The sequence below is a fragment of the Vitreimonas sp. genome, assembly GCF_036392335.1.
In the GTDB taxonomy this organism is placed as follows: Bacteria; Pseudomonadota; Alphaproteobacteria; order Caulobacterales; family Aquidulcibacteraceae; genus Vitreimonas.
The window spans coordinates 18,474-39,781 of sequence record NZ_DASVYD010000059.1; the positions used below are offsets into that span (position 1 = coordinate 18,474).

Here is a 21,308-nt window from a genome sequence, read left to right on the forward strand (position 1 = left end):
CGGCCGCAGGCGTCTGGTGCTGATGACACCTGACACCTGAAACCTGACACCTCGCTGCAAACGCTGAGCCCAAAATCTCAGGCGAAAACCGTGCGAAGCCGGGGCGCATTCTCGTGCGGCGCGAAGCGTGGCCTTGCGCTTGCAGCCTCTGTGGCGAGGTGAAGGAGTTTTTCATCGTGAACGTATCGTTACGATACATTCTCGCCGCGATTGCCTTTGGCATTGCCGCGCTTGGATTGTTCTTACTCTAACTTGGATTGTTCTTACTCTAACACCTGCGACTTCAGAGAAACCTCGTTGGCCGTTGTCTTGGCCAGCCCCGCGCAGCGGTGCGCGGGGCTTTTACTTTGTGGGCCTCAGTGCACGTCCGGGATGTCGGTGATCTCGGCGAGTTGGCGGCCGCCGCACATGATACGGATGGCGCGATAGCTGGGGGCGATGACGGGGCCGATATAGTGCACGTCGGCGGTGATCACCGCTTGGGTGAACATGCCGCTGCGCTGTGAGGTTTCGAGAATGATCTGCTGCACGGGCTGAGCGCTGCGATCGGCGGGACCGTCGCGGACGGTGACGGTGTAGCCGGGATTGGGCAGGTCGACCTTGCCGGTGACGTGCAGCGTGGGCGTGGCGTTCGGGCCGGGCATGCGGTTGATCCAGGCCGACCAGTCGCGGCTGTCGAGCACGGCGCAGGCGGCGGAGGGCGTGGGCGGCGGCATTGGGCTCGGCTCCGGCGTGGGCGCGGGCGTTTGGCAGGCCGCAAGCAGGGCCAGCATTCCGGAAACGATCAGCGCGCGCATGGGGTGTTCTCCGGCTTTTGTCCCGCCCGCCGGCATAAAAGCCCACCACATGGCGGTTGGAAAGCAGAGCCGCGCCTTGGAACCCTGGACAAGCGCGCGCGGGCTCCCCTAATCCAGCCCCATGACTGCACTCGATATTCGTTCCGCCCGTCCCGACCAGCTTGTGTCCGGCGAGAAATCCCAATGGGAGATCATTGTCGGGCTCGAAGTGCACGCGCAGGTGACCTCGAACGCGAAGCTGTTTTCAGGCGCGAGCGCGGCCTATGGCGGCGATCCGAACGCGCACGTGTCGCTGGTGGACGCGGCGATGCCGGGCATGCTGCCGGTGATCAATAAATTCTGCGTCGAGCAGGCGATACGCACCGGGCTTGGGCTCAATGCCGAGATCCATCGCGTCAGCCGCTTCGACCGGAAGAATTATTTCTACCCGGATTTGCCGCAAGGCTATCAAATCAGCCAATTCGCCATGCCGATCGTTGGTGAAGGCGCGATCGAGGTGGAGCCGGACGGCGAAGAGCCGCTGACGATCCGCATCGAGCGCCTGCATTTGGAGCAGGACGCGGGCAAGTCGATCCACGATCTGTCGCCGACGGAAACCTACGTCGATCTCAATCGCTCGGGCGTTGCGCTGATGGAAATCGTGTCACGGCCGGATATGCGCTCGTCGAAAGAGGCGGCGGCCTATTTCAACAAGCTGCGGGCGATCGTACGTGCGCTCGGTACGTGCGACGGCAACATGGAGGAAGGCTCCATGCGTGCGGACGTGAACGTATCGGTGCGCCGGCCGGGCGAAGGCTTTGGCACGCGCTGCGAGATCAAGAATGTGAACTCGACGCGCTTCATGATGCAGGCGATTGAGTACGAAGCGCGCCGCCAGATTGAGATTCTGGAGAGCGGCGGCGTGATTGATCAAGAGACGCGCCTGTTCGATGCGAACACCGGCGAGACGCGGACGATGCGCTCGAAGGAGGACGCGCACGATTATCGCTATTTCCCGGACCCGGATCTGTTGCCGCTGGTGCTTGAGGAAAAGTGGATCGAGGACATCCGCAAATCGCTGCCGGAGCTTCCGGACGCGAAGAAGAAGCGCTTCATGAGCGAGTACGGGCTCTCGGCCTATGACGCGCGCGTGCTTTCTTCCGACATGGATGCGGCAACCTATTTCGAGACGGTGGCCAAGGGGCGCGACGCGAAGGCGGCGGCCAATTGGGTGACGCAAGAACTCGCGGGCGCGCTCAACAAGAAGGGCTTGGAGCTGGTGGACTCGCCGGTGAAGGCCGCTGATTTGGGCGCGCTGCTCGATCTGATCAAGGACGGCACCATCAACGGCAAGATCGCCAAGGAGGTGTTCGCGAAAATGGTCGAGACCGGCGAGCAGCCTGCCGCGATCGTTGAGCGCGAGGGCTTGAAGCAAGTCACCGATACGGGCGCGATCGAAAAAGCCATCGATGATCTGATCGCCGGCAATCCCGACAAGCTCGAAGACGTGAAGAAGAACCCGAAGGCGTTCGGTTGGTGGGTTGGTCAAACGATGAAGGCGACGGGCGGGAAAGCTAATCCGGGCGTTGTGAACGAGATTCTGAAGAAGAAGCTCGGCGTTTGACGTGAGCGACGCCACCGAGCGCCTGTTCTCCTACGGCACGCTGCAGCTGGAGAGTGTGCAGCGGGCGCAGTTTGGGCGGGTGCTGGAGGGCGTCGCGGACGCGTTGGTGGGCTTTCGCCGGGATATGGTGGAGATCACCGATCCCAACGTGCTGGCGAAAAGCGGCGAGCGCTTTCATCCGATCGTGTCGCGCTCGGGCAATGACGCTGATCGCGTTGCGGGCACGGTGTTTATGATCACGCCGGCCGAGCTGGCCGCGGCGGATGCGTATGAAGTCAGCGACTACGCGCGCGTGGAAGCGCCTTTGGCGTCAGGCTTGCGGGCTTGGGTGTATGTGAAGCGCGCCTAGATCGCGCGGGCGACGAGCGGGGTGTAGCGGGCCATGTGGCCGATGGCGCCGAAGGGCTGGGTGGATTCAACGCCGGCGTGGAGATGCGCTTCGAAGGCCCCGGCTTCGTATGAGGCGATGCGGTCGGCGCTCGGCATGAAGACTTGCATCAGCATGAACAGCCACAAAGAGATCATTGCGCGCCTCCTTCGTTGGAGGGCGCACCTTCGTCGCGTTTGGTTTCTGCTGCGTTAACGCAATGAAATCGCCCCGACGCCGGGGAGCATCGGGGCGATTGTTGAGATCACGTCAGTGCGTGACTATTGGCTGGCGATGATGCCCAAGATCACGCCGGTCGCGATGCCGACCAGCAAGAGCTCGCCGCGATCGTCACGCACGTAATGGTAGCCACGCGGCGGCGGGCGCAGGCGATAGTAGCGATAATCTACCGGGCGATAATGGTCGCGGTAATAGGCCGGCAGACGGTCGCCGCGGCGCCAGGCGCGATAATCATAGCGCGCGTGGTCGCGCCAATGGGCCGGCGGCGGGCCGTAATACCAGCGGCCGTTGTAGTGGTAGCCATTGTAGCGGCGGTCGTCCCAGCGATCGCGATCGTGGCGACCGTCGCGGCGGCCTTCGCGATAGGCGCGACGTTCGTCGCGGCGGTCGTCGCGGTTGTCCCAATCGTTGTTGCGATCCCAGCGATCGTCGCCGCGATGGTTGCGGTGATTGTCGCCGCGACGGTCGTGCGCGGCGGCTTCGGTGGAAATGGCAAGCGGCGCCGTAAAGGCCACCGCAAGCGCGGCTAGCGCATAGCGTTTCATAGCGAGGTCTCCTTCCTGCTTCCCATCGAACGGCCAACGTTCGAGGAAAGGTCCCTAGCTCTGTGGGGAGTGTGGCGAGCTGTGACTGAACCCGATCTGAATCCGGGTGGGAACTGGCAGTCAGCGAAGGCGCGCAAGCGCTTGGTTTTACAGGAAGGATGAGCTTGGGATGAATCTGGGCTGAATCGGCGCGGTTTCGGGTCACGCGGATGTGAGTCCAAGTATGGCGGACTACGCCGGCTCTAGCGCGGCTCGACCTGATCGCCCATGTTGTCTCCGAGCCAAAGCAAGGGGCGCCGATGACCAAGCCGATCGAACTCTATTTCTGGCCGACGCCGAATGGCTGGAAGATTTCCATCGCGCTGGAGGAGATGGGCCTCCCCTACGAATTGAAGCCGGTGAACATCGGCCGGGGCGAACAATTCGCGCCGGCCTTCCTGAAAATCTCGCCCAACAATCGCATGCCGGCGATCGTCGATCCGGACGGCCCGGGCGGCGCGCCGATCTCGGTGTTCGAGTCCGGCGCCATTCTCCAGTACCTCGGGCGCAAGGCGGGAAAATTCTATCCCAGCGATGAACGCGCGCGTCAGAAAGTGGATGAGTGGCTGTTCTGGCAGATGGCGGGCTTGGGACCGATGGCCGGGCAAGCCAGCCATTTTATCAATTACGCGCCCAAGCTGGTCGACGATCCGGCGCTCATTGAATATGGCCGCGCGCGTTACGTGAACGAGCTCAATCGGCTGTGCGGCGTGATGGAGCGGCGCTTGGAAGAGAGCGCCCATCTCGGCGGCGATGAATATTCGATCGCGGACATGGCGTCCTGGCCGTGGGCGCGCATCGTGCACAAGCTAGGTCAGACCTTCGAGGATTTCCCAAAGCTCAAAGCATGGGTCGATCAGATCTACACACGTCCCGCGGTGCAGCGCGCGCTCGCGGCCGGTGACGAGCTCAGACAAAAGCAAGAATTGAGTAAGGATCAGGTGCGCGACATGGCCAAAAGCCTGTTCGGGCAAACGTCGAGTTCGGTGAACGACGCGAAATCAAAACAAGGCTGATCGCGCTTAAGCTTATCGCAATTAAAGCATGACATTGATCCATCCCGACGGCGCGAGAAATGCACGTCGATGGGGTGGAGCGTACATCGGGCAATCCGGGGCGTTCCCAATTGATACCAAGGGAGCCGCCAAAATGGCGTTCACGGATTCTGAAATCGCGGAAGCACACGCCGCTGTGCGCGCAGCTGGTGATTGCGACAATCTTTACAAGCTCGGCCTGATCTATTCGACCGGCCCAGAGATCGACCTGGTGCAAGCGCACATGTGGTTCAATCTCGCCGCTGTGCGCGGTTCGGAGGCGGCGAAGGAATGCCGCCGCGAATTGTCGGACATGATGTCGAAGGACGAAATCGCCCAAGCCCAGCGCAGCGCGCGCGAGTGGCTGAGCGTGAAGCACCACTAAGCGTCAAGGCAGAAGGCAAGGCGCGAGCGCCTCTTGGCTCGCGCGTGCAACGTCGTGGGCGATAGCGCCTGCTGCTTTGCGTGACAGCCATGAGTGTTGTCCCTCCCTCTCGACACACGCAAAGGCGCGCGCCGCTCTTGTTTTGGCGCGAGCGCTGGATGCTGGCGTCTGTGTTCGTCGCGGTGCTCCTTGTCGGGCTGATCGCGACCTATGAGCCTGTGCTCAGCGCGCGCGCCACGCCGGCGGAGATCGTCGAAGCGATCCTGTGGGGCGTGCTGATTGCAGCACTTCTGAGTTTAGCGCTGGAGCGTGCCGGCCGCCGGCTGTGGCACGAGTTCGCCAACCGCTTTCCTGAAAAATTGCATCTGGTCGTGATGAAGCCGTGCGTCCTTGATGGCGACACGATCATCGATGCCGTCAGCGGCGTGCGCTATCGTTTCGCCAACATCGACGCGCCCGAGACGGGCGAGGGCGCCAAGTGCGCAAACGAGGCGCAGCGCGGGGAGCTTGCGCGGCTGGCTGTCGTAGCGTTGGTGAACCGCGCAAAGGCGGTCACCGTGCGCCGGACGTGGCGCTGGGATCAGTACGGCCGACGTATCGCATTCGTGTATGCGGACGGCGCTGATTTGGGTGAAGCGCTGGTCGCCAAGGGTTTCGCGCGGCCGTGGCGCGGCAAACGCGAGCGCTGGTGCGGGCCGCATGGCGGGCTTGCGCAAATCGGCAAGACACGCGCCATCCCGATTTCATGCAAGGCTTGCGGCGCTTGGAGCAAGTTCTAGCGCTATTCGGAGCGGCGGCGCTCCATCTTGACCGCGCTTAGCGTGTCGCTTCCTTGTCACCGAGCAGCGAAGGCAAGGTGCGCCACAGGATCTGCAGGTCGAGCCAGAGCGAAGCGTTCGACACGTATTCCAGATCGAGCTTCACGCGTCGACGCAGCTCCGACGGTTTTTCCACCGGCCCGCGCGAGCCGTTGACCTGCGCCCAGCCGGTGAGGCCCGGCTTCACGCGATGGCGATGCGCGTACTCAGCCACGATGTGCTGAAGATCACGCTCGGCCGTCTTCATGTTGATGGCGTGCGGACGCGGGCCGACAAGGCTCATGTCGCCGCGCAACACGTTCAGCAATTGCGGCAATTCATCGAGGCTGGTCTTGCGCAGGAAGCGGCCGAGGCGGGTGATGCGCGGGTCGGCGGCTTGGACCTGCAGCAAGGCTTTCTCTTCGGGGCGCACGCGCATGGTGCGGAACTTCAAGACGGTGAAGATGCGGTTGTTGAAGCCATGGCGCTGCTGGCGGTAGAGGATCGGGCCCTTGCTGTCGCACTTGATGGCGATGGCGATGATGAGCATTGGCAGCGCGAAGGCCGCGAGCATGGCGCCGCCGATGAGGAGGTCGGAGGCGCGCTTGACCAGGGCGCGGCGATAATTGTGCGGTCGGCCGGAGACGCACGCCACGGCCGCGCCGTTCAGGCGCTCGACGCGCCGGCCCTGGACGCCTTGAATTTGATAATCGAGCAGCAGATCGACGCGGTTCGGGATTGGACGCAAGCGTTCGATCATGGCGCGCACGCGGGTTTCGGCCTTTTGCGTCACCGTGATGATGATGCGGTCGACGTGCGGCAGGCCCTCCCAAGCGATGAGATCGTCGATGTTGCCGCCGACCGGGGCGGCGCCAAGCCGCGCGGGGACACGCGAGAGACGGTCGTCGACGACGGCGACGATGCGCATATCGCCGGCGCGTTTGGCGCGGGCGATGATGCGTTTGGCCGCTTCTGTCGCGCCGACAATGACGACGTTTTCTGAAAACACGCCCTTCTTGTGCGCGGCGTTGGCCCAGACCGCGATCGCGGCGTGTATGCCCGCCAGCAGCATGGCGGCGACAGGCAACGTGGTGGCGAGGGCGGCGGCGGCGCGCGCGTCGGGCGCGATCAGGTTGGCGATGATGATGCCGGCGATGACGCCGAGCGCGAGGCCGCCGACGGCGCCCTCGGGGCGCATGGCGGCGGGCGTGGCGCGATAGGCTTCGGTGAGCCACAGGCCGGCCTTGAGCGCGCCCGCGGACAGCAGGAAGGCGGCGGCTTCGCCCAGCGAGAGCGCGGTCAGGCCCGCGCCCACGCCCCAGAGCGCCGCAACGTGCGCGATGAGGAGGACCGCGGCCCAATCGATGATGCGCAGCGTCTGCATCGGCGTGCGCGTGCTGAGATGCGCCCCGCGTTGGGGCAGGTCGGGGAAGGCGAAGGTGGTGGGCGGGGGAACGTATTGCGGGTCGTTGGCGGGCGACGGCGGCGCCGCAGCGTCCGCGCGATAGGCCCCAGTGGCGTCCGTCCAATAGGCCTCGTCGTCGAGAGCTATCTTGAGGCCGAACAGACAGAACGCCGCCGCTTGGTCGGCGATGCGCTGCGCTTCGCGCTGTTCGCTGGTTAACGCGGCATCCACCGGCTCAAAGCGGGCCGGTGCGTGGGCCATATTGGCGCGCGGACGGCGCGTTGCGGCTGGAAACATAGGTGTTTTCGCCCTGGGGACTAAATTCTTCGGGACGGTTCGCGCAAAGCCCGCGCCAATTAACCATGTTCATGGCGCGACAAGGCGCCTTGCGGCGCAGGGGGGCGGCGGCTAAGCGTTCCGCCCCGCCGGAGACGTGGCCGAGTGGCTGAAGGCACTCCCTTGCTAAGGGAGCGTACCTTAACCGGGTACCGAGGGTTCGAATCCCTCCGTCTCCGCCAGCGGGGTGTCCGCGGGCGTACGCCGGCATCCGCCGCTGATCGAAAAACTCATTGAAATCAGAGCGTTATCAAAGAGCGGGCGCCGCGGGCGTCCGTTGACGTCGTCTGACTATCGGCCTCACGCGGTGGGTACGTGGTGGGTGGGGGAGCGGCCGTGTGGCCAAGCAGATCGGACAATTGACCGATATTTGAAGCTCCGTCAGCTTCGGACGCACGTCCGCTACGCCGACGGCCAAGGGCTCTATGTCCAGGTCACGGCCTCCAAAAAAGGTCAGCGGCCAGTTCAATCGGTCGTGGCTTGTGAGAGTTCGCCAGCACGCAATCGTCGATGCTTGGGAGCGCGTCGCGATCGGCAATGTTGCTGAGGGTGGGGCCAACGTCGCGCAATAATCCATCGTGCATTCCGTAAACCCAGCCATGCACGTGCAGTGTTTGACCCCGCGACCAGGCGTTCTCGACGGATGGGATGGCGGCCACTCGGCGCACTTGCATCTGAACATTGACCTCGCACATACGCGCCGCGCGCGCGCTCGGATCCTCCATGGCGTCAAACGTGGCGCGGTGTTTGCGGTAGAGCATGACGATCGGCTGCAACCAATGATCAACAAGGGCTGAGCGTTCCGATCCCAGCGCGCGCTCGACGCCGCCGCATCCGTAATGACCGCAAACGATCAGGCGGCCTCGTCAGGAAGAAAGATCTTGCCGGGATTCATCAGGTCGCGGGGGTCGAGGGCGCGTTTGATGTCGCGCATCAGCATGACGGCCTCGCCCAATTCATGGCGGAGCGATTCTCGTTTGCCGAGGCCCACACCGTGCTCGCCCGTACACGTTCCCTCCGCCTCGATCGCGCGCGCCACGAGACGATCATTGAAGCGCTGCGCGGTGATGCGTTCATTGGCGGATTCTGGATCGACCAAGAGGATCACGTGAAAGTTGCCGTCGCCGATGTGGCCGAGCACCGCCGCCGGAAAGGGCAGATCGGCAATGTCGCGCTTGGTGGTTTCGATGCAACGCGCAAGCTGACTTATCGGCACGCACACGTCGGTCGACCATGGGCGTGCACCGGGTCGCAGCGAAAGCGTGGCGAAGCCTGCGTTGTGGCGCGCTTTCCAGAGTTCGTTGCGTGCCTCGGTCTCGATCGCCCACTGAAAGGCGCCCCCGCCGTTTTCGTTGGCGATGGAGCGTGCGCGCTCTGCATAGTGGGCGACCTCCTCGGGTGAGCCATGGAACTCAAGAAAGAGCGTGTCCGCTTCGGCGTAGGCGGTGGAGAACGCGCGATTGACGGCGCGCATGCTCACCGCATCCAGATATTCGGCGCGCGCCAGCGGGAGGCCGCACTGCACCGCGTCGATCACTGTGGAGGCGGCGCCGAAGGGAGATTGGAAGGCGCACACGGCGGCGCTGGTTGCTTCGGGCGCCGCGTGCAGGCGTAGTGTTACGTCTGCGACGACGCCCAGCGTGCCCTCGCTGCCAACGAACAGGTGCGTCAGGTCATAGCCCGCCGAGGATTTGCGCGCGCGCCGGGCGGTGCGAATGACGCGTCCGTCCGGTGTGACCACGGTGAGCGCCATCACGTTCTCGCGCATGCCGCCATAACGCAGCGTCGTTGTGCCGGAGGCGCGCGTGGACGCCATGCCGCCGATGGTGGCGTCAGCGCCAGGATCGACCGGAAAGAAGAGCCCAGTGTGACGCAGATGTTCATTGAGCGCGATGCGCGTGAGGCCGGCCTCGACTGTGCAATCTTGATCTTCTGGACTGAGCCGCAGAACGCGCTTCATGGCGGAGACGTCCATGCATACGCCCCCGCGCGGCGCGCCCACGTGGCACTCAAGCGATGTGCCGGCGCCAAAGGGTATGATTGGCGCGCCATGATCTGCGCAGGCGCGCACGACGCGCACGATTTCGTCGAGGCTTTCGACGCTGGCCACCGCTTGCGGCGGCAGCGGCGGCAAATGCATCCCGCCGCCGGCATGCTGATCGCGGATGGCGGCGGTGGTGCTGAAGCGTGGGCCTAGCAGCTCCCGCAGTTCCGTTTGCAGCGAATCTGAGAGCGGGATCATGGAAGCATCACCTCGATGAGTGAAGGGCCTGGGGCGGCGAATCTGCGCTCTAACGCCGCGACAAGGGCCTGCGGCGAGGCTACGCGCTGCGCGGGTACGCCGAAGCCCGTCGCAATGGCGCAGAAATCGATCGATGGATTGCGCAGGTCGAAGAGCGAGTTCGCCGCGTCCGAGAGCGTGTTGACGCCGGCGCGCATCATCTCGAGCCGCAGGATGGCGTAGGCGCCATTGTTCAAGATCACGTTGGTGACGTTCAATCGCTCGCGTGCCTGCGTCCACAAGGCTTGGATCGTGTAGAGCGCGCTGCCGTCTGCTTCTAGCGCGAGCACGCGCCGGTCCGGGCAGGCGATGGCGGCGCCGGTGGCCAGCGGCAGCCCTTGGCCGATCGACCCACCCGTGAGCGTAAGCCAGTCATGCGGCGGTGCGCTGGCGCAGGCGTCGTAGCAGAAGAGGCCGGCCGTATTGGATTCGTCGCAAACAATCGCATTGTTGGGCAGCGTCGCCGCGATGCATTGCGCAAACGACATCGGATCAAGCGCGCCCTCTGAGTCTGGTTTCGGCGGCGGCTCTGCATGACGCGAGGCAAGCTCGGGCGCGTTCAGCAGATCGGCAAGCGCGAGCAACGCCGTCTCTAGATTGGCGCCGGCGGCCGCGAGTTCAATTACGCGGGCGCCGTCTGGCGCGAGACGCAAGGGCCGTCCCGGTAGTGCGAAGAACGCCACGGGATAGGCGGCGCCGGCGAGGATCACCGTCTCGATTTGTGCGAGCGTCGCTGCCGCCATTTCGCTGAGATAGGGCAAGCGCTTTAAGTCTGCACCGGCGCCCTCTCGACGTACGCGTGCGGGGAAGGTCTCGATCAGCGCCAGCGCGCCGGTTGCCGCCGCGATGCGCTGTGCTGCGTCGCAGGCGCTGGCGGTGAGGTGGCGTCCGCCCAGCAAGAGAAGGGTGCGCGGGCCAAGGGCGCGCGCCGCGCATTCCACCCACACGCCATTCCGAGGCTCAACGTCCGCTACGGGCGGAGGCAAATCCGGCTCGTCGTCGCTCCACGCTGCGTCCGCCGGCAAGATAAGTGTCGCCGGGCCTAGGCGTTTCGCGGCTGCGATCGCATCGCGTCCGAAGCGCAGCAAATCCTTCGCCGACCCAGCGGTCTCAAGCCATGCGGAAACAGGTCGCGCGATCGCGGCGATGTCGCTGGCGAGCGGTGGGTCGTTGGCGCGATGGTAGGTCGCGTGTTCGCCGACGAGTGAGACGATGGGCGTGCGCGCGCGATAGGCGTTGTGCAGATTGGCAAAGCCGTTGCCGAGGCCTGGACCTAAGTGCAGCAGCGTGAGCGCTGGCGTTTGCGTCATGCGGCCGTATCCGTCCGCCGCCCCCGTGGCAACGCCCTCGAACAAGCAAAGCGCTGGGCGAATGGAAGGTGCTGCATCGAGCGCGGCGACGAGGTGCATCTCCGAAGTGCCGGGATTGGCGAAGCAGGCGCGGACGCCTTCTTGCGCCGCCATTTCGAGCAATCTTTGCGCTGCCTTCATGTGTCTCTCCCTGGCGCTCGCTTAATGGCGCAAACTCGCCTCGACGAGGCGGCGAGCGCCTGGTGCAACGTTCATCAGACGCAAGCCCGCCGTGCGTGCAACCCGCGCAAATGGGCGTTCGTCGCTGTAGAGCTGCGCAATCGCATTGGTGGCGGCGTAAAGGGGAAGCGTGGCGCGGCGATGCCCGCGCTCATACCGTGCTAAGCCTCGCGAGTCGGCGATGTCGCGGCCCGCCCTCAACGCGCGCAGGATTTCGTCTCCGAGCGCGTAGGCGCTGCGAAGACCAAAATTGAAGCCATGCGCCGTGACAGGGTGCATACCGACGGCGGCGTCACCGATGAGAGCGAAGCGGGGCCCAACGAAGCGGCTGGCATAGACGGCGACCAACGGATAGGCGTGGCGCGTGCTTGTGAGCGCGATCTTGCCCCAGCGCGCTTGGGTGCGCCGCTCGACATCACGCGCGAAATCCACGTCAGATAGCGCCATAACGCTTTGCATGGCGTGTGCGCTGAGCGTCAGCACAAAGGAAGACTGATCGCCACGGAGCGGCAACATGGCGACCGTCTGACCGTGGCCGAACCATTCAGTGGCGACGCCGTTCTGCGGCTTGGCATGCTGTACGCGGCAAACCAGCATGGTGCGGCCGAAGTCGAGCATGTGCGCGCTGATGCCTTGGCTCTTCCTGAGCAAGGAGAAACGCGTATCGGCGGCGACGACCATTTTACCACGGATGATGGCGCCGTCCGCGAGACGCACCTGCGCGCCCTTCGCGTCAATCGCGTCAATTGTCGCCGCGCGGCCGGTGTGGAAATCGCAATTCTCTTGGCCGGCGATCGTTTGAAACAAGGCGCGCCGGATGGCGGAATTTGGCGCAAGGGCGCCAAGCGCGTTTCCGGGTTGATCAGCAAAGCTCAGCACGTAGGGCGATTGGCCGTTCAGCACCTGCGCGCGCGTAAGTGGGGCGACCTCTGCTTCCGCCAGACGCTCCCAGGCGCCAAGTTGCTTCAGGCGTGCAATCGAGGTTTGCGTGAGTGCGATTTCGCGTCCGTCATAGGCTGGCGCCGCCAGCGTGGCTTTTGACTCACCGTCGATCAAGGCGATCCGCAAGGGCGCTTGTGCGAGACGCGCCGCCAGACTCTGGCCGGCCGGCCCGGCGCCGACGATGATAAGATCATACTCATTCATGGCTTTCTCTTACCGTTCGAGGTCGCGCTGGCTTTGAGATGGCGCAAGATGATTTCACCGGGAGATTGTCACGCGGCGGCGCAGCAAGAGCGGCGCATAGACAGCGACGAACCAAACGAACGCGCCGCTCCAGGCGAATGCTGATGCGGCGAGCATGGGCGCGTACATGTCTGGGAGAAGCGGCGAGGCGACGCGCAAGGCAGCTCCCAGATTGACCAGCCAGTAGATAGCACTGATGCGTGGGGTGGCAGTGAGTGGCTGGCCAGTATGCCCCAAACTGGCGCGCGTCATGACCGCAAGCGTCATGACGCCAAAGGCACCGGCGGTTAGGGCGTGCAGCCCGCTCGCCGCAGGAACGACGCCAAGTGGCAGAATGGCTAGGCCGCTCAACAGCAAGCCCAGGCAGAGCCAGAGATAGCCCACATGCAACACGAGCACCAAGGGTTCAGCGTGCGTGCGCCAGCCTTGCCAGCGCGCAAGCCGCGCCAAATGAAGCACGCCCGCCAGTGTGAGCATGAGACCTGTAGCAAAGTGCGTCGGCATCGCCGCCCAGAGGCTAAGTGCGATGGCCGCCACGCCAAGCGCAATCGCATCAAACCGCGATGACGCTACGGGCTCGGGCGCCATACGCTGTTTGGCCATCCAATTGCGGGTGAAGCTTGGCACGATGCGTCCGCCGATCAGCGCCACCAACATCGAGACCACGCCAATGCCGATGCGCTCGCCAAGGAGCGCCAAATCAGGATCGAATGGCCGCAGATGTGAGAGCACGTTGGCGGTTGCGAGCACGCAGAGGAGCGCTAGCACCGGGATGTTACGCACATTGCGCCCAGCGATAATCTCACGCGCGATCACCAGCGCGAACACAAACAGAAACGATGCGTCGAACACAGGCGCCAGAGCGAAGTTAGGCGCCAGCATGGCGACGCGGCCCGCGCACCAGAGCGTAACCAGCCCCATGAGCGGCGCGCCCGTGACTGGCAGCCTTCCGGTCCAATTCGGCACGGCTGTCAGCAAGAAGCCGGCAATCACGCCGCTCAAATAGCCGAACACCATTTCGTGGGCGTGCCAGTCGCGATTGAAATGCTCCGCAGGCAGCCAGCCGTTAAACGCCGCCACCCAAACCGGAACCGCGATCGCCGCCCACAATGCCGCGAGCACAAAGAACGGGCGAAAGCCCATGCTGAAGAGAGCGGGCCCTTGATAAGTGCGATAGCGTTCCGCGGTGCTTGTCATCGCGTCTTAGATTGCCTTTGAATGTTGCGTGCCGGCATTGGCGTAGGCGTCAAACGCGGAGGCGACGAGCCTGCAAAACGCTCGCATATTTGTCGGCACGCGAATGATATCGCCGTTGATCTCGACCAAGCCGTCCAGTGCAAGCGGCGCGAGCGCGGTGAGGGAGGCGGTAAAGGCGGCGGCGCCGCCAAATGGCGCAAGATCGACTTCTAAGTCGCACATGAGGGATTCAATGATGGCCTCGCGGCGCGCATCGTCAGCGCTCTGCGTGTGACCGCGTACGGTCGGCAAGCGACCGGACTCCACAACCCGAGCCCACGTTCGCACTGCGGGGATGTTTTGCGCGTAGCCCTCGCGCAGGCGCGAAATCGCGGAGGGACCGAAGCCGATCAGGGCGTCCGCACTGCTTGGAACGTAGCCCTGAAAGTTGCGATGGAGCGTGCGGGCGTGCGCCGCTTTGGCCAGTGGATCGCCCGGCTTTGCGAAATGGTCCAAGCCGATGCTCTCGTAGCCGAGATCGCACAAAAGGGTGCGCGCGAGCTCCGCCTGTTCGAAGCGCGCCTCAGCATCTGGCAAGGCGTCGGCGTCGATCAGGCGCTGGCGGCGCTTGAACCAAGGCACATGGGCGTAGCCGAACAGAGCGATGCGATTGGGCGCCAAGTCTGCCGCAAGGCGGATCGTGTGGGCGACATCCTGAACGGTTTGATGGGGCAAACCATACATGAGATCGAAGCTGAGGTCCGTGATGCCCGCCCCACGGAGTATAGCGACGGCTTCAGCGACCTGCGCCTGCGGCTGAACCCGGCCCATCGCCGTTTGCACATGCGGGTTGAGGTCCTGAACGCCGAGCGAGACGCGATTAACGCCCGCTTGAATATAGGTGGTCGCCAGCGCGCGCGTGACATGACGGGGATCAAGTTCAATGGCGTGTGACAAGTTCGGCGCCAGATCGAACCAAAAATCCAGATGATGCTGCAACCGCAGAAATTCATCCGGAGAAAGGATGTTTGGCGTACCACCGCCCCAATGGATCTCGCTCACATTGTGCGAGCCGATCGCGGAGGCGACGAGATCAATCTCCGTCATCAGCGTCGTGACGAAATCGGGAATGTCGCCACCGCGCGTGAGGTAGGTATTGCAGCCGCAATACCAGCAGAGCTGCTTGCAATAGGGGATGTGCAAGTAAAGGGAGAGAGCGGCGCTCTCAGGCAAGGCGCCAAGCCAGGACTGATAGAGCGCGCCATCGACATCCGCGCTGAAATGTGGCGCGCTGGGATATGAGGTGTAACGCGGCGCTTGACGTTCCGCGTAGGGGAGGAGATGCGGATCCATGTCAGTGATCATCACGCGGGATGGCGCGGAGACGATTGACGTTGGTCAAGCGCCGATGCGGCGCAAGCGCACAGAAGTAGTCAGAGGTAGATCAAGTCGACGAGCGCGCTCTCCGGCGCCGTCGGTGCGTCCGGCGCACGTACGATCAAGGCATTGGCGCCTGCGAATACAGAGATCAGCGATGAATCCTGATTGTGTGGCGCGCGCGCCCAAAGCTGTCCGCTGGCGTCAGCTTCGACATGCGCGCGCAGATAAGTCGCGCGTGGACCATTTGCCGCCAGAGGCGTCCGGGTGCGTGCGCTTGTGGCGCGCATCGACGCCATCGGATCGCGTCCGCAAAGCTGGTCGAGGAGCGGCCGCAAGAACAAGCGGGCGCAGACAAAGGCGGACGCCGGATTGCCCGGCAGCCCGAGCACGAGCTTTTCGCCAATGCGCGCAAACCAGGTCGGCTTTCCGGGTCGCAGCGCGACCTTCTCAAACAGGAATTCCGCACCAAGCCGCCGCAAAGCAGGACGCGCGTGATCATGGTCGCCCACCGAGGCGCCGCCGACGATGATCGTAAGATCGTGAGTGTCGATGGATTGTCCGACGGACGTGGCGATTGCGCTGGCGTCGTCGCGGAACGGAGCGTGCGTGTTGGCGCCGGCGCCCCAGCTTTCGGCAAGAGCAGCGATGCCGTAACTCATGGAGTCAAAGATTTGGTCAGGCGCCGGGAGCGTGCCGGGAGGGACTATCTCATTGCCGCCGCTCAAGACAGCCACTTTCGGCGCGCGCGCGACCTGGAGCGATGCGCGCCCAGCCGCCGCCGCCAGCGCAATGGCGGCGGCGTCCATGAGACGACCGGTGCGGAGCAGTACGTCGCCGATTGCGAAATCCACACCGGCATCTCGTACGTGGCGCCCTGCTGCGCTTGGCGGCGATGTTAGCTGATCGCCGTCGCGAACAGCGTCCTCTTGGATCAGCACACAATCGGCGCCATCCGGAAGCGGCGCTCCAGTAAAGATGCGCGCGCATTCGCCGGGGTTGAGCGCGCGATCAAGTGCGCGGCCTGCGCTGGTTTCGCCGATCATGCGCAAGACGCCCGGTGTGTCTGCGGCGCGGAGGGCATAGCCGTCCATCGCCGAGGCGCGAAACGGTGGTTGGGCGCGGGCGGCGATAATATCTTCGCGGAGCGTTCGTCCGCGCGCCGATCGTAAGGAAACCTGTTCGGTCTCCACCGGATTTGCGGCGGCGAGCATGAGGGCTTGGGCTTGGGCTACGCCAATCATGATGCGTCGCGCACGTAAGAGCCGCTGGCGCCGCCGTGCTTTTCGATCAAGCCGACGCCTTCGATGACCATGCCGCGATCGATCGCCTTGAGCATGTCGTAGAGCGTGAGGCAAGCGACCGAAACCGCGGTGAGCGCTTCCATCTCAACGCCGGTTTGACCGGTTGTTCTCGCGCGGGCCGTCACAAGAAAGCCGGGCGTGGTCTCATCTGGCGCCACGTCGACCTTCAGGCTCGAAAGCGCGATGGGGTGGCAAAGCGGGATGAGGTCTGCGGTGCGTTTGCCTGCCATGACGCCGGCGATTTCGGCGATCGCGCGGACATCGCCCTTAGGCGTGTCGCCGCTGATGGCGCGCTGCAAGGTCCCGCGCGCCATGCGGATACGCCCTTGCGCGATCGCTTCGCGCGCCGTGGCGGGTTTATCGCCAACATCGACCATGCGCGCACGGCCTTCGTCATCCAAATGCGTGAGTCGCTCGCTCATCTCTATCGTTCCAACAGGCGCGGCATGATCTCGACCATGTTGCAGGGTGTGTGGCGGCTATCCAATTGCCAGCGGATGATCTTCTCCCAACCGTCGCGGCAGGCGCCGTTAGAGCCGGGGAGAGCGAAGATGAATTTTCCTTTGGCCACACCAGCGCACGCCCGCGACTGGAGCGTTGAGAGGCCGACGCCTTGATAGCTCAGCATGTGCCAGACGACTGAAAACCCATCGATCTCTTTCTCGAAGAGCGGGCGCAGCGCCTCCGGCGTGACATCGCGCCCGGTGAGGCCCGTGCCGCCTGTGGAGACGATCACATCGATGTGCGGGTCTTCGAGCCAGGCGCTCACCTGAGCGCGAATTTCACCGACATCGTCGCGCACAAACGCGCGCGCGCCTATGCGGTGTCCATCGCGCTGCGCGAGTTCGGCCAGCAACGCGCCTGAGGTGTCGCTTTCGATATCGCGTGTATCGGAAATCGTCAGGACGGCGACATGCACCGGCTTGAAGGGAAGGTTTTCATCAATGCGGCAAGCGTGCGGGCTCATGCGCCATGCTCCTGACGGCGTGCGTAATCTTCGTTTGTGGGTTCGATCCAGCGCGCGCCGTCCGGTCCAGATTCGCGTTTCCAGAGCGGCGCGTCGGTCTTGAGATAATCCATCATTTCTTCAACGGCGGCGAAGGTGTTGGCGCGATGGGCGCTCTGCGCCGCGACAAGCACTATCGCCTCACCTGCTGGGATGATTCCGACGCGGTGGATGACGAGAAGCGCATCGAGGGCGTGCTTGGTGCTTACGTGTTGGGCGAGCCGCTCGATCTCGCGTTCCGTGAAGCCAGGATAATGCTCCAGCTCAAGCGCGGTCACAGAGCTCTCGCCCGCGTGGCCCCGGCAATAGCCGACGAAGCTCGCTAATGCCCCACATTGATCGCCGCGCGCCGCAGCAAAGCGCGCGACCTCATGGGCGGGTGGGAATGGTTCGGCGGTGACGACAGCCCGGATCATGCGATAATCGCCGCCGCGGCAATGCCGAGCACGAGTCCAAGAACGCGCAGAACACCCGCGTGGTTTAAGCCTTTCAGGCTCCACGTTGTGCCGATCAAGGCGCCAATGATCGCCGCGGCGACAAGCCAAGGCAGAAAATTGGGCAGACTCGCCAACGAAGACGCGCGACCAGCAAGACCCGCCAGCGAATTTACAACGATGAAACACGCGGCGATGCCGGTGGCGCGTTGGGGATCGGCCCATCCGGCGAAGACAAGCAGCGGCGAGAGATAGACGCCGCCACCAATGCCGGTGAGCCCGGCGAGCGCGCCCAATGCGGCGCCGGCGGGGAGTGCGACGCGCGGTGATGGCGGCGCACTCGGCTTGATGGCGTCAATCTGGGGCCAGACGAGATAGCGCAATGCCGCCGCAGCGAGGGCGAACGCGAGCAGCGGGCGATAGATGTGCTCCGGCATGTCAATGCGTCCCGCAAGAAACGCGGTCGGTATGGCTGCAATTGCGAACGGCCAGAAGACGCGCCAATCAAAACGGCCGGCTCGGATGAAGCGGAATGCGCCGAGGCCGGCTACAACGATATTGAGGACAAGCGCGGCTGGTCGTACGTCGTCAGGCGCCAGGCCCGCTAACGCCATGAGCGCGATATAGGCGGAGGCGCCGCCGTGACCGACGGAGGAATAGAGGGCCGCCGCCGACGCTATAGCCAGGGCGAGATAGAGGATCATGCTCTCGCCCATGGCTCAGCCTCCGCTCAGCGGTGACATGAAGGCGATTTCACGCGCATCGCGCACGGAGGCCAGTTCGTTGAGGCAGAAGCTCTGATTGACCGCGACGCGTACGCCGCGCGCGGCGATGGCGTCACCCAGTTCGGGATCGTCCGCACTGAGAAGGGCGCGCAAATCCGTCACCGTGGCGACGGTATCGGGTATTTCCAAGTCGCGCTCGGAATAGCCGGCAACGTCGCGGAGGCGACCGAAGAACAAGATGCGCGTCATCCGCCCGTCACCGACATATGACGCTCCGTCGCCGGCGTCCGCAGACGTTCGATCTGGAAATCATGCCCCTTGGGGCGCAGAGCGATCGCGGCGTCGATCGCGGCCTGCAGTGAAACGTCGGAGGCGTCATCGCGGAGCGGCGCACGCAAGTCCGCCGATGTTTCGTGGCCGAGGCAAAGATAGAGCCGTCCCGTACAAGTCAGACGGACACGCGAACATCCCTCGCAAAAATTGTGCGTGAGTGGGGTGATGAACCCCAAGCGGCCGCCTGTTTCTTCGACGCGGACGTAGCGCGCCGGGCCGCCAGTGCGATCCGGCAAGTCGGTGAGGCGCCAATAGGAGGCGAGATCTTCGCGCACACGCGCAAGCGAGAGGAATTGGTCGGTGCGATCTTCGTCGATTTCCCCGAGCGGCATGGTTTCGATCAAGGTGATGTCGTGGCCCCGCGCGTGGGCCCATTGGATGAGGTCCGGAATTTCATGCGCGTTGTCGTGCTTAAGAGCGACAGTGTTGATCTTGACCTTCAGCCCCGCCGAGACCGCGGCTTCGATACCGCCGAGCACGTCGCTGAGGCGATCGCGCCGGGCGATGCGGGCGAATGTCCCGCGATCGAGTGAGTCGACCGACACGTTCACGCGCTCGACGCCGATGCGCGCCAAGTCTTCCGCGAAGTCAGCAAGTTGAACGCCATTCGTGGTGAGCGTGATTTCATCAAGCCCCTGGCCCAGATGACGCGATACCGCTTCAAGAAGGTCCAAGAAGCCGCGCCGAACCAAGGGCTCGCCGCCGGTAAAGCGGAGTCGTCGCACCCCACGCGCGACAAAGGCGGCGCACAGCCGATCAAGCTCCTCAATCGAAAGCAGATCCTTGCGCGGAAGAAAGCGCATGCGCTCGCTCATGCAATAGATGCAGCGCAGGTCACAACGATCCGTCACTGAAACGCGCAGATAGGAAATGGTGCGCCCGAAAGGATCGATGAGCGGCTTCATGCCGCGCGCTCCAGCGCCTCAAGTGCATCGGGCGTGTTCGCATTGGCGAAGGCGTGCACATCTCTGAAGTGGACGCGGCGGGCGCCGTGCGCGGCGAGCAGGGCGCGCACCGGTGGATGGCGCCCATCGGTCAGCTCAGCGGCGATGTACTCGGCCATCTCTACCCGCCACACCGCGCAAAGAGGATGCTCGCCAGCATCGGTCACGGCCAGCGCCGCCGGCGCATCCCCCATTGAAGCGAGCAGCAGCGGAAACAGATCGAGCGGCAGAAGGGGGGCGTCGCACGGGGCCGTGGCGAGCACTTTGAATTTGGCGGTCTTGGCCCACGCAAGCCCCGCGGCGATCCCAGCGAGCGGTCCCGCCGGCGCATCGGGTGCGTCGTGCAGAATGGTCAGCCCAAGCGCTTGGGCATGCGCGGCCGCGGCCGACTCAGTGCGCGCGCTCACGGCGCAAGCGGCGAGTACGCCGAAGCGCGTGAGCACTGCATCCATCATCAAGCGCCCGCCAAACGGCGCAACGGCCTTCTCAGCGCCGAAGCGGCTGGAGCGGCCCCCCGCCAGCAGCAGACCGCCCGTACTCAAGGTGAGAGGGCAAAGCCTATCCATGGCGCTTTGCCGCCTCCGCGCCGGGACCGGTGGTCTTGTACCATTCCGACGACCAAATCTCCGCGTCGGCATCGGCAATGATATCGCCGATGCGCGGCGCGTGGTTGTCGATTAGCGGGTCGGGTTTGGCGAGCGCTTCAAGCGCGCCGATATTGCCGAGCGACACGACCGCACCATGTACGCTCACACCATGTCGCTGCAGGGCGGCAAAGGCCCGAGAGAGGTTTTCCGGCGTCATGCCGAGCAGCGAAGCGAGCACGCGCTTCTCGTGGTGGAGGCGCACAACGCTGCCCGAGTTGTCGGCTGCACGCAGCTGCAAGAGGTAGTTGGCGAGACGCTCGGTGCTGTTGCGGAGCTTGTGGTTCTTGATGGTGCGAACTAGGCCGCGATAACATCCCGCCAGATCTCGCGAGACGGCCATGGCGAAGCGTGGATCCAGACGCATCGCGGTGCGAATCGCATCGCCGGGGATCATGAGAATCTCGCATCTGTCGAGCGTGCGCGCCGACATCAGCGCTTCCGCATCGAGAACGACGGCCGCGAGAATGAACGTGGAGACGGGGCGAAGGATCGCTAAGGTCGTCTCGCGATCATTCCAGGTTCCGTGAAGTTCGACTTGGCCGTCGAGCAACACGTAAAGAAAATCAACGGGATCGCCCTCAAGCAGCAACATCGTGTTGGCTGGAAAGCGCTGCAAGTGCGCGCCGGCAGTTGCCACGCGCAGTGTGTCCGGCGCCGCGTCCGCGAACAGTGGCAGGCCTTTCACGCGCTCGATATCGCTGGTGCGCACGCTCAACCTCCCGAGTGCAGCGTGGCAATTGATGACGCAGATCATGCAATGACGAATTGATGCAAATCAAGTCTGCGTACTTTGTCGCGTATCCTACGGACTTGGCTTGA

General features: G+C 64.1%; 24 protein-coding genes and 1 tRNA gene. 6 read left to right on the forward strand and 19 right to left on the reverse strand.

All coding sequences use genetic code 11. From position 1 onward, the window contains the following. Positions 1-356: 356 nt before the first annotated feature. Entirely contained in the window at positions 357-716 is a 360-nt protein-coding gene (locus VF769_RS13725; protein ID WP_331008989.1) for a hypothetical protein, read from the reverse strand. A gap of 202 nt (positions 717-918) precedes the next feature. Here VF769_RS13725 and gatB point away from each other — a divergent pair, with 202 nt between their 5' ends. Further along, complete coding sequence (gatB, locus tag VF769_RS13730; RefSeq protein ID WP_331008990.1) at positions 919-2,400, forward strand: Asp-tRNA(Asn)/Glu-tRNA(Gln) amidotransferase subunit GatB; 1,482 nt, start codon at positions 919-921, stop codon at positions 2,398-2,400. 1 nt (position 2,401) lies between these two features. Then, positions 2,402-2,749: a gamma-glutamylcyclotransferase family protein gene (locus tag VF769_RS13735; RefSeq protein ID WP_331008991.1), complete on the forward strand. Its 348-nt coding sequence runs from the start codon at positions 2,402-2,404 to the stop codon at positions 2,747-2,749. On the opposite strand, the gene VF769_RS13740 is transcribed toward VF769_RS13735, so the two are convergent. Then, the gene (locus VF769_RS13740) at positions 2,746-2,925 is read right to left on the reverse strand and encodes a hypothetical protein (RefSeq protein ID WP_331008992.1); all 180 of its coding nucleotides are present in this window, start codon (positions 2,923-2,925) and stop codon (positions 2,746-2,748) included. The genes VF769_RS13735 and VF769_RS13740 overlap by 4 nt on opposite strands. A 123-nt stretch (positions 2,926-3,048) precedes the next feature. Next, positions 3,049-3,552, reverse strand: a complete 504-nt coding sequence (locus tag VF769_RS13745) for an RcnB family protein (RefSeq protein ID WP_331008993.1) — start codon at positions 3,550-3,552, stop codon at positions 3,049-3,051. Between the two features lie 299 nt (positions 3,553-3,851). Here VF769_RS13745 and VF769_RS13750 point away from each other — a divergent pair, with 299 nt between their 5' ends. From VF769_RS13750 to VF769_RS13760, 3 genes are all read left to right on the forward strand, one after another. Further along, positions 3,852-4,607: a glutathione S-transferase family protein gene (locus VF769_RS13750; protein WP_331008994.1), complete on the forward strand. Its 756-nt coding sequence runs from the start codon at positions 3,852-3,854 to the stop codon at positions 4,605-4,607. Between the two features lie 133 nt (positions 4,608-4,740). Next, entirely contained in the window at positions 4,741-5,010 is a 270-nt protein-coding gene (locus tag VF769_RS13755; protein WP_331008995.1) for a hypothetical protein, read from the forward strand. Positions 5,011-5,168: 158 nt separating this feature from the next. Continuing rightward, entirely contained in the window at positions 5,169-5,789 is a 621-nt protein-coding gene (locus VF769_RS13760) for a thermonuclease family protein (protein ID WP_331008996.1), read from the forward strand. 37 nt (positions 5,790-5,826) lie between these two features. On the opposite strand, the gene VF769_RS13765 is transcribed toward VF769_RS13760, so the two are convergent. After that, entirely contained in the window at positions 5,827-7,509 is a 1,683-nt protein-coding gene (locus tag VF769_RS13765) for an exopolysaccharide biosynthesis polyprenyl glycosylphosphotransferase (RefSeq protein WP_331008997.1), read from the reverse strand. A gap of 130 nt (positions 7,510-7,639) precedes the next feature. Here VF769_RS13765 and VF769_RS13770 point away from each other — a divergent pair. Then, positions 7,640-7,730 (forward strand) — tRNA-Ser (locus tag VF769_RS13770). 252 nt (positions 7,731-7,982) lie between these two features. Here the strand turns inward: VF769_RS13770 and VF769_RS13775 are convergent. From VF769_RS13775 to VF769_RS13845, 15 genes are all read right to left on the reverse strand, one after another. Then, positions 7,983-8,405, reverse strand: coding sequence for a carbonic anhydrase (locus VF769_RS13775; protein ID WP_331009014.1), 423 nt, complete (start codon positions 8,403-8,405; stop codon positions 7,983-7,985). Continuing rightward, the gene (locus tag VF769_RS13780) at positions 8,402-9,790 is read right to left on the reverse strand and encodes an FAD-binding oxidoreductase (protein WP_331008998.1); all 1,389 of its coding nucleotides are present in this window, start codon (positions 9,788-9,790) and stop codon (positions 8,402-8,404) included. Before VF769_RS13780 ends, VF769_RS13775 begins: the two co-directional genes overlap by 4 nt. Beyond that, positions 9,787-11,319 (reverse strand): acetolactate synthase large subunit, encoded by a 1,533-nt coding sequence (locus tag VF769_RS13785; protein ID WP_331008999.1) that lies wholly within the window; start codon positions 11,317-11,319, stop codon positions 9,787-9,789. The genes VF769_RS13780 and VF769_RS13785 overlap by 4 nt, the downstream gene beginning before the upstream one ends. 21 nt (positions 11,320-11,340) lie before the next feature. Continuing rightward, positions 11,341-12,504, reverse strand: a complete 1,164-nt coding sequence (gene ubiM / locus VF769_RS13790; protein WP_331009000.1) for a 5-demethoxyubiquinol-8 5-hydroxylase UbiM — start codon at positions 12,502-12,504, stop codon at positions 11,341-11,343. 54 nt (positions 12,505-12,558) lie between these two features. Next, the gene (locus VF769_RS13795; RefSeq protein ID WP_331009001.1) at positions 12,559-13,740 is read right to left on the reverse strand and encodes an NnrS family protein; all 1,182 of its coding nucleotides are present in this window, start codon (positions 13,738-13,740) and stop codon (positions 12,559-12,561) included. A gap of 6 nt (positions 13,741-13,746) precedes the next feature. Then, the gene (gene hemN, locus VF769_RS13800) at positions 13,747-15,072 is read right to left on the reverse strand and encodes an oxygen-independent coproporphyrinogen III oxidase (RefSeq protein ID WP_331009002.1); all 1,326 of its coding nucleotides are present in this window, start codon (positions 15,070-15,072) and stop codon (positions 13,747-13,749) included. Between the two features lie 80 nt (positions 15,073-15,152). Further along, positions 15,153-16,340: a gephyrin-like molybdotransferase Glp gene (glp, locus tag VF769_RS13805; RefSeq protein ID WP_331009003.1), complete on the reverse strand. Its 1,188-nt coding sequence runs from the start codon at positions 16,338-16,340 to the stop codon at positions 15,153-15,155. Further along, positions 16,337-16,822, reverse strand: coding sequence for a cyclic pyranopterin monophosphate synthase MoaC (gene moaC, locus VF769_RS13810; protein WP_331009004.1), 486 nt, complete (start codon positions 16,820-16,822; stop codon positions 16,337-16,339). Before moaC ends, glp begins: the two co-directional genes overlap by 4 nt. Positions 16,823-16,824: 2 nt before the next feature. After that, positions 16,825-17,367, reverse strand: a complete 543-nt coding sequence (gene moaB, locus VF769_RS13815) for a molybdenum cofactor biosynthesis protein B (RefSeq protein ID WP_331009005.1) — start codon at positions 17,365-17,367, stop codon at positions 16,825-16,827. After that, a complete protein-coding gene (locus VF769_RS13820; protein WP_331009006.1) occupies positions 17,364-17,822 on the reverse strand; it encodes a molybdenum cofactor biosynthesis protein MoaE in 459 nt (152 codons plus the stop codon). The genes moaB and VF769_RS13820 overlap by 4 nt, the downstream gene beginning before the upstream one ends. Next, on the reverse strand, positions 17,819-18,556 hold the full coding sequence (locus VF769_RS13825) for a sulfite exporter TauE/SafE family protein (protein ID WP_331009007.1): 738 nt from the start codon (positions 18,554-18,556) through the stop codon (positions 17,819-17,821). The genes VF769_RS13820 and VF769_RS13825 overlap by 4 nt, the downstream gene beginning before the upstream one ends. A 3-nt stretch (positions 18,557-18,559) precedes the next feature. Further along, complete coding sequence (locus VF769_RS13830; protein ID WP_331009008.1) at positions 18,560-18,814, reverse strand: MoaD/ThiS family protein; 255 nt, start codon at positions 18,812-18,814, stop codon at positions 18,560-18,562. After that, positions 18,811-19,803, reverse strand: coding sequence for a GTP 3',8-cyclase MoaA (gene moaA, locus VF769_RS13835; RefSeq protein ID WP_331009009.1), 993 nt, complete (start codon positions 19,801-19,803; stop codon positions 18,811-18,813). The genes VF769_RS13830 and moaA overlap by 4 nt, the downstream gene beginning before the upstream one ends. Beyond that, on the reverse strand, positions 19,800-20,408 hold the full coding sequence (gene mobA / locus VF769_RS13840; RefSeq protein WP_331009010.1) for a molybdenum cofactor guanylyltransferase: 609 nt from the start codon (positions 20,406-20,408) through the stop codon (positions 19,800-19,802). The genes moaA and mobA overlap by 4 nt, the downstream gene beginning before the upstream one ends. Beyond that, complete coding sequence (locus VF769_RS13845; RefSeq protein WP_331009011.1) at positions 20,401-21,198, reverse strand: cyclic nucleotide-binding domain-containing protein; 798 nt, start codon at positions 21,196-21,198, stop codon at positions 20,401-20,403. The genes mobA and VF769_RS13845 overlap by 8 nt, the downstream gene beginning before the upstream one ends. Between the last annotated feature and the right edge of the window lie 110 nt (positions 21,199-21,308).

Bases quoted from the DNA above. Each gene is read 5' to 3' on its own strand.
- VF769_RS13725 (WP_331008989.1), bottom strand. From the start codon at position 716: ATGCCGCCGCCCACGCCCTCCGCCGCCTGCGCCGTGCTCGACAGCCGC.
- gatB (WP_331008990.1), top strand. From the start codon at position 919: ATGACTGCACTCGATATTCGTTCCGCCCGTCCCGACCAGCTTGTGTCC.
- VF769_RS13740 (WP_331008992.1), bottom strand. From the start codon at position 2,925: ATGATCTCTTTGTGGCTGTTCATGCTGATGCAAGTCTTCATGCCGAGC.
- VF769_RS13745 (WP_331008993.1), bottom strand. From the start codon at position 3,552: ATGAAACGCTATGCGCTAGCCGCGCTTGCGGTGGCCTTTACGGCGCCG.
- VF769_RS13750 (WP_331008994.1), top strand. From the start codon at position 3,852: ATGACCAAGCCGATCGAACTCTATTTCTGGCCGACGCCGAATGGCTGG.
- VF769_RS13755 (WP_331008995.1), top strand. From the start codon at position 4,741: ATGGCGTTCACGGATTCTGAAATCGCGGAAGCACACGCCGCTGTGCGC.
- VF769_RS13760 (WP_331008996.1), top strand. From the start codon at position 5,169: ATGCTGGCGTCTGTGTTCGTCGCGGTGCTCCTTGTCGGGCTGATCGCG.
- VF769_RS13765 (WP_331008997.1), bottom strand. From the start codon at position 7,509: ATGTTTCCAGCCGCAACGCGCCGTCCGCGCGCCAATATGGCCCACGCA.
- VF769_RS13780 (WP_331008998.1), bottom strand. From the start codon at position 9,790: ATGATCCCGCTCTCAGATTCGCTGCAAACGGAACTGCGGGAGCTGCTA.
- VF769_RS13785 (WP_331008999.1), bottom strand. From the start codon at position 11,319: ATGAAGGCAGCGCAAAGATTGCTCGAAATGGCGGCGCAAGAAGGCGTC.
- ubiM (WP_331009000.1), bottom strand. From the start codon at position 12,504: ATGAATGAGTATGATCTTATCATCGTCGGCGCCGGGCCGGCCGGCCAG.
- VF769_RS13795 (WP_331009001.1), bottom strand. From the start codon at position 13,740: ATGACAAGCACCGCGGAACGCTATCGCACTTATCAAGGGCCCGCTCTC.
- hemN (WP_331009002.1), bottom strand. From the start codon at position 15,072: ATGGATCCGCATCTCCTCCCCTACGCGGAACGTCAAGCGCCGCGTTAC.
- glp (WP_331009003.1), bottom strand. From the start codon at position 16,340: ATGATTGGCGTAGCCCAAGCCCAAGCCCTCATGCTCGCCGCCGCAAAT.
- moaC (WP_331009004.1), bottom strand. From the start codon at position 16,822: ATGAGCGAGCGACTCACGCATTTGGATGACGAAGGCCGTGCGCGCATG.
- moaB (WP_331009005.1), bottom strand. From the start codon at position 17,367: ATGAGCCCGCACGCTTGCCGCATTGATGAAAACCTTCCCTTCAAGCCG.
- VF769_RS13820 (WP_331009006.1), bottom strand. From the start codon at position 17,822: ATGATCCGGGCTGTCGTCACCGCCGAACCATTCCCACCCGCCCATGAG.
- VF769_RS13825 (WP_331009007.1), bottom strand. From the start codon at position 18,556: ATGGGCGAGAGCATGATCCTCTATCTCGCCCTGGCTATAGCGTCGGCG.
- VF769_RS13830 (WP_331009008.1), bottom strand. From the start codon at position 18,814: ATGACGCGCATCTTGTTCTTCGGTCGCCTCCGCGACGTTGCCGGCTAT.
- moaA (WP_331009009.1), bottom strand. From the start codon at position 19,803: ATGAAGCCGCTCATCGATCCTTTCGGGCGCACCATTTCCTATCTGCGC.
- mobA (WP_331009010.1), bottom strand. From the start codon at position 20,408: ATGGATAGGCTTTGCCCTCTCACCTTGAGTACGGGCGGTCTGCTGCTG.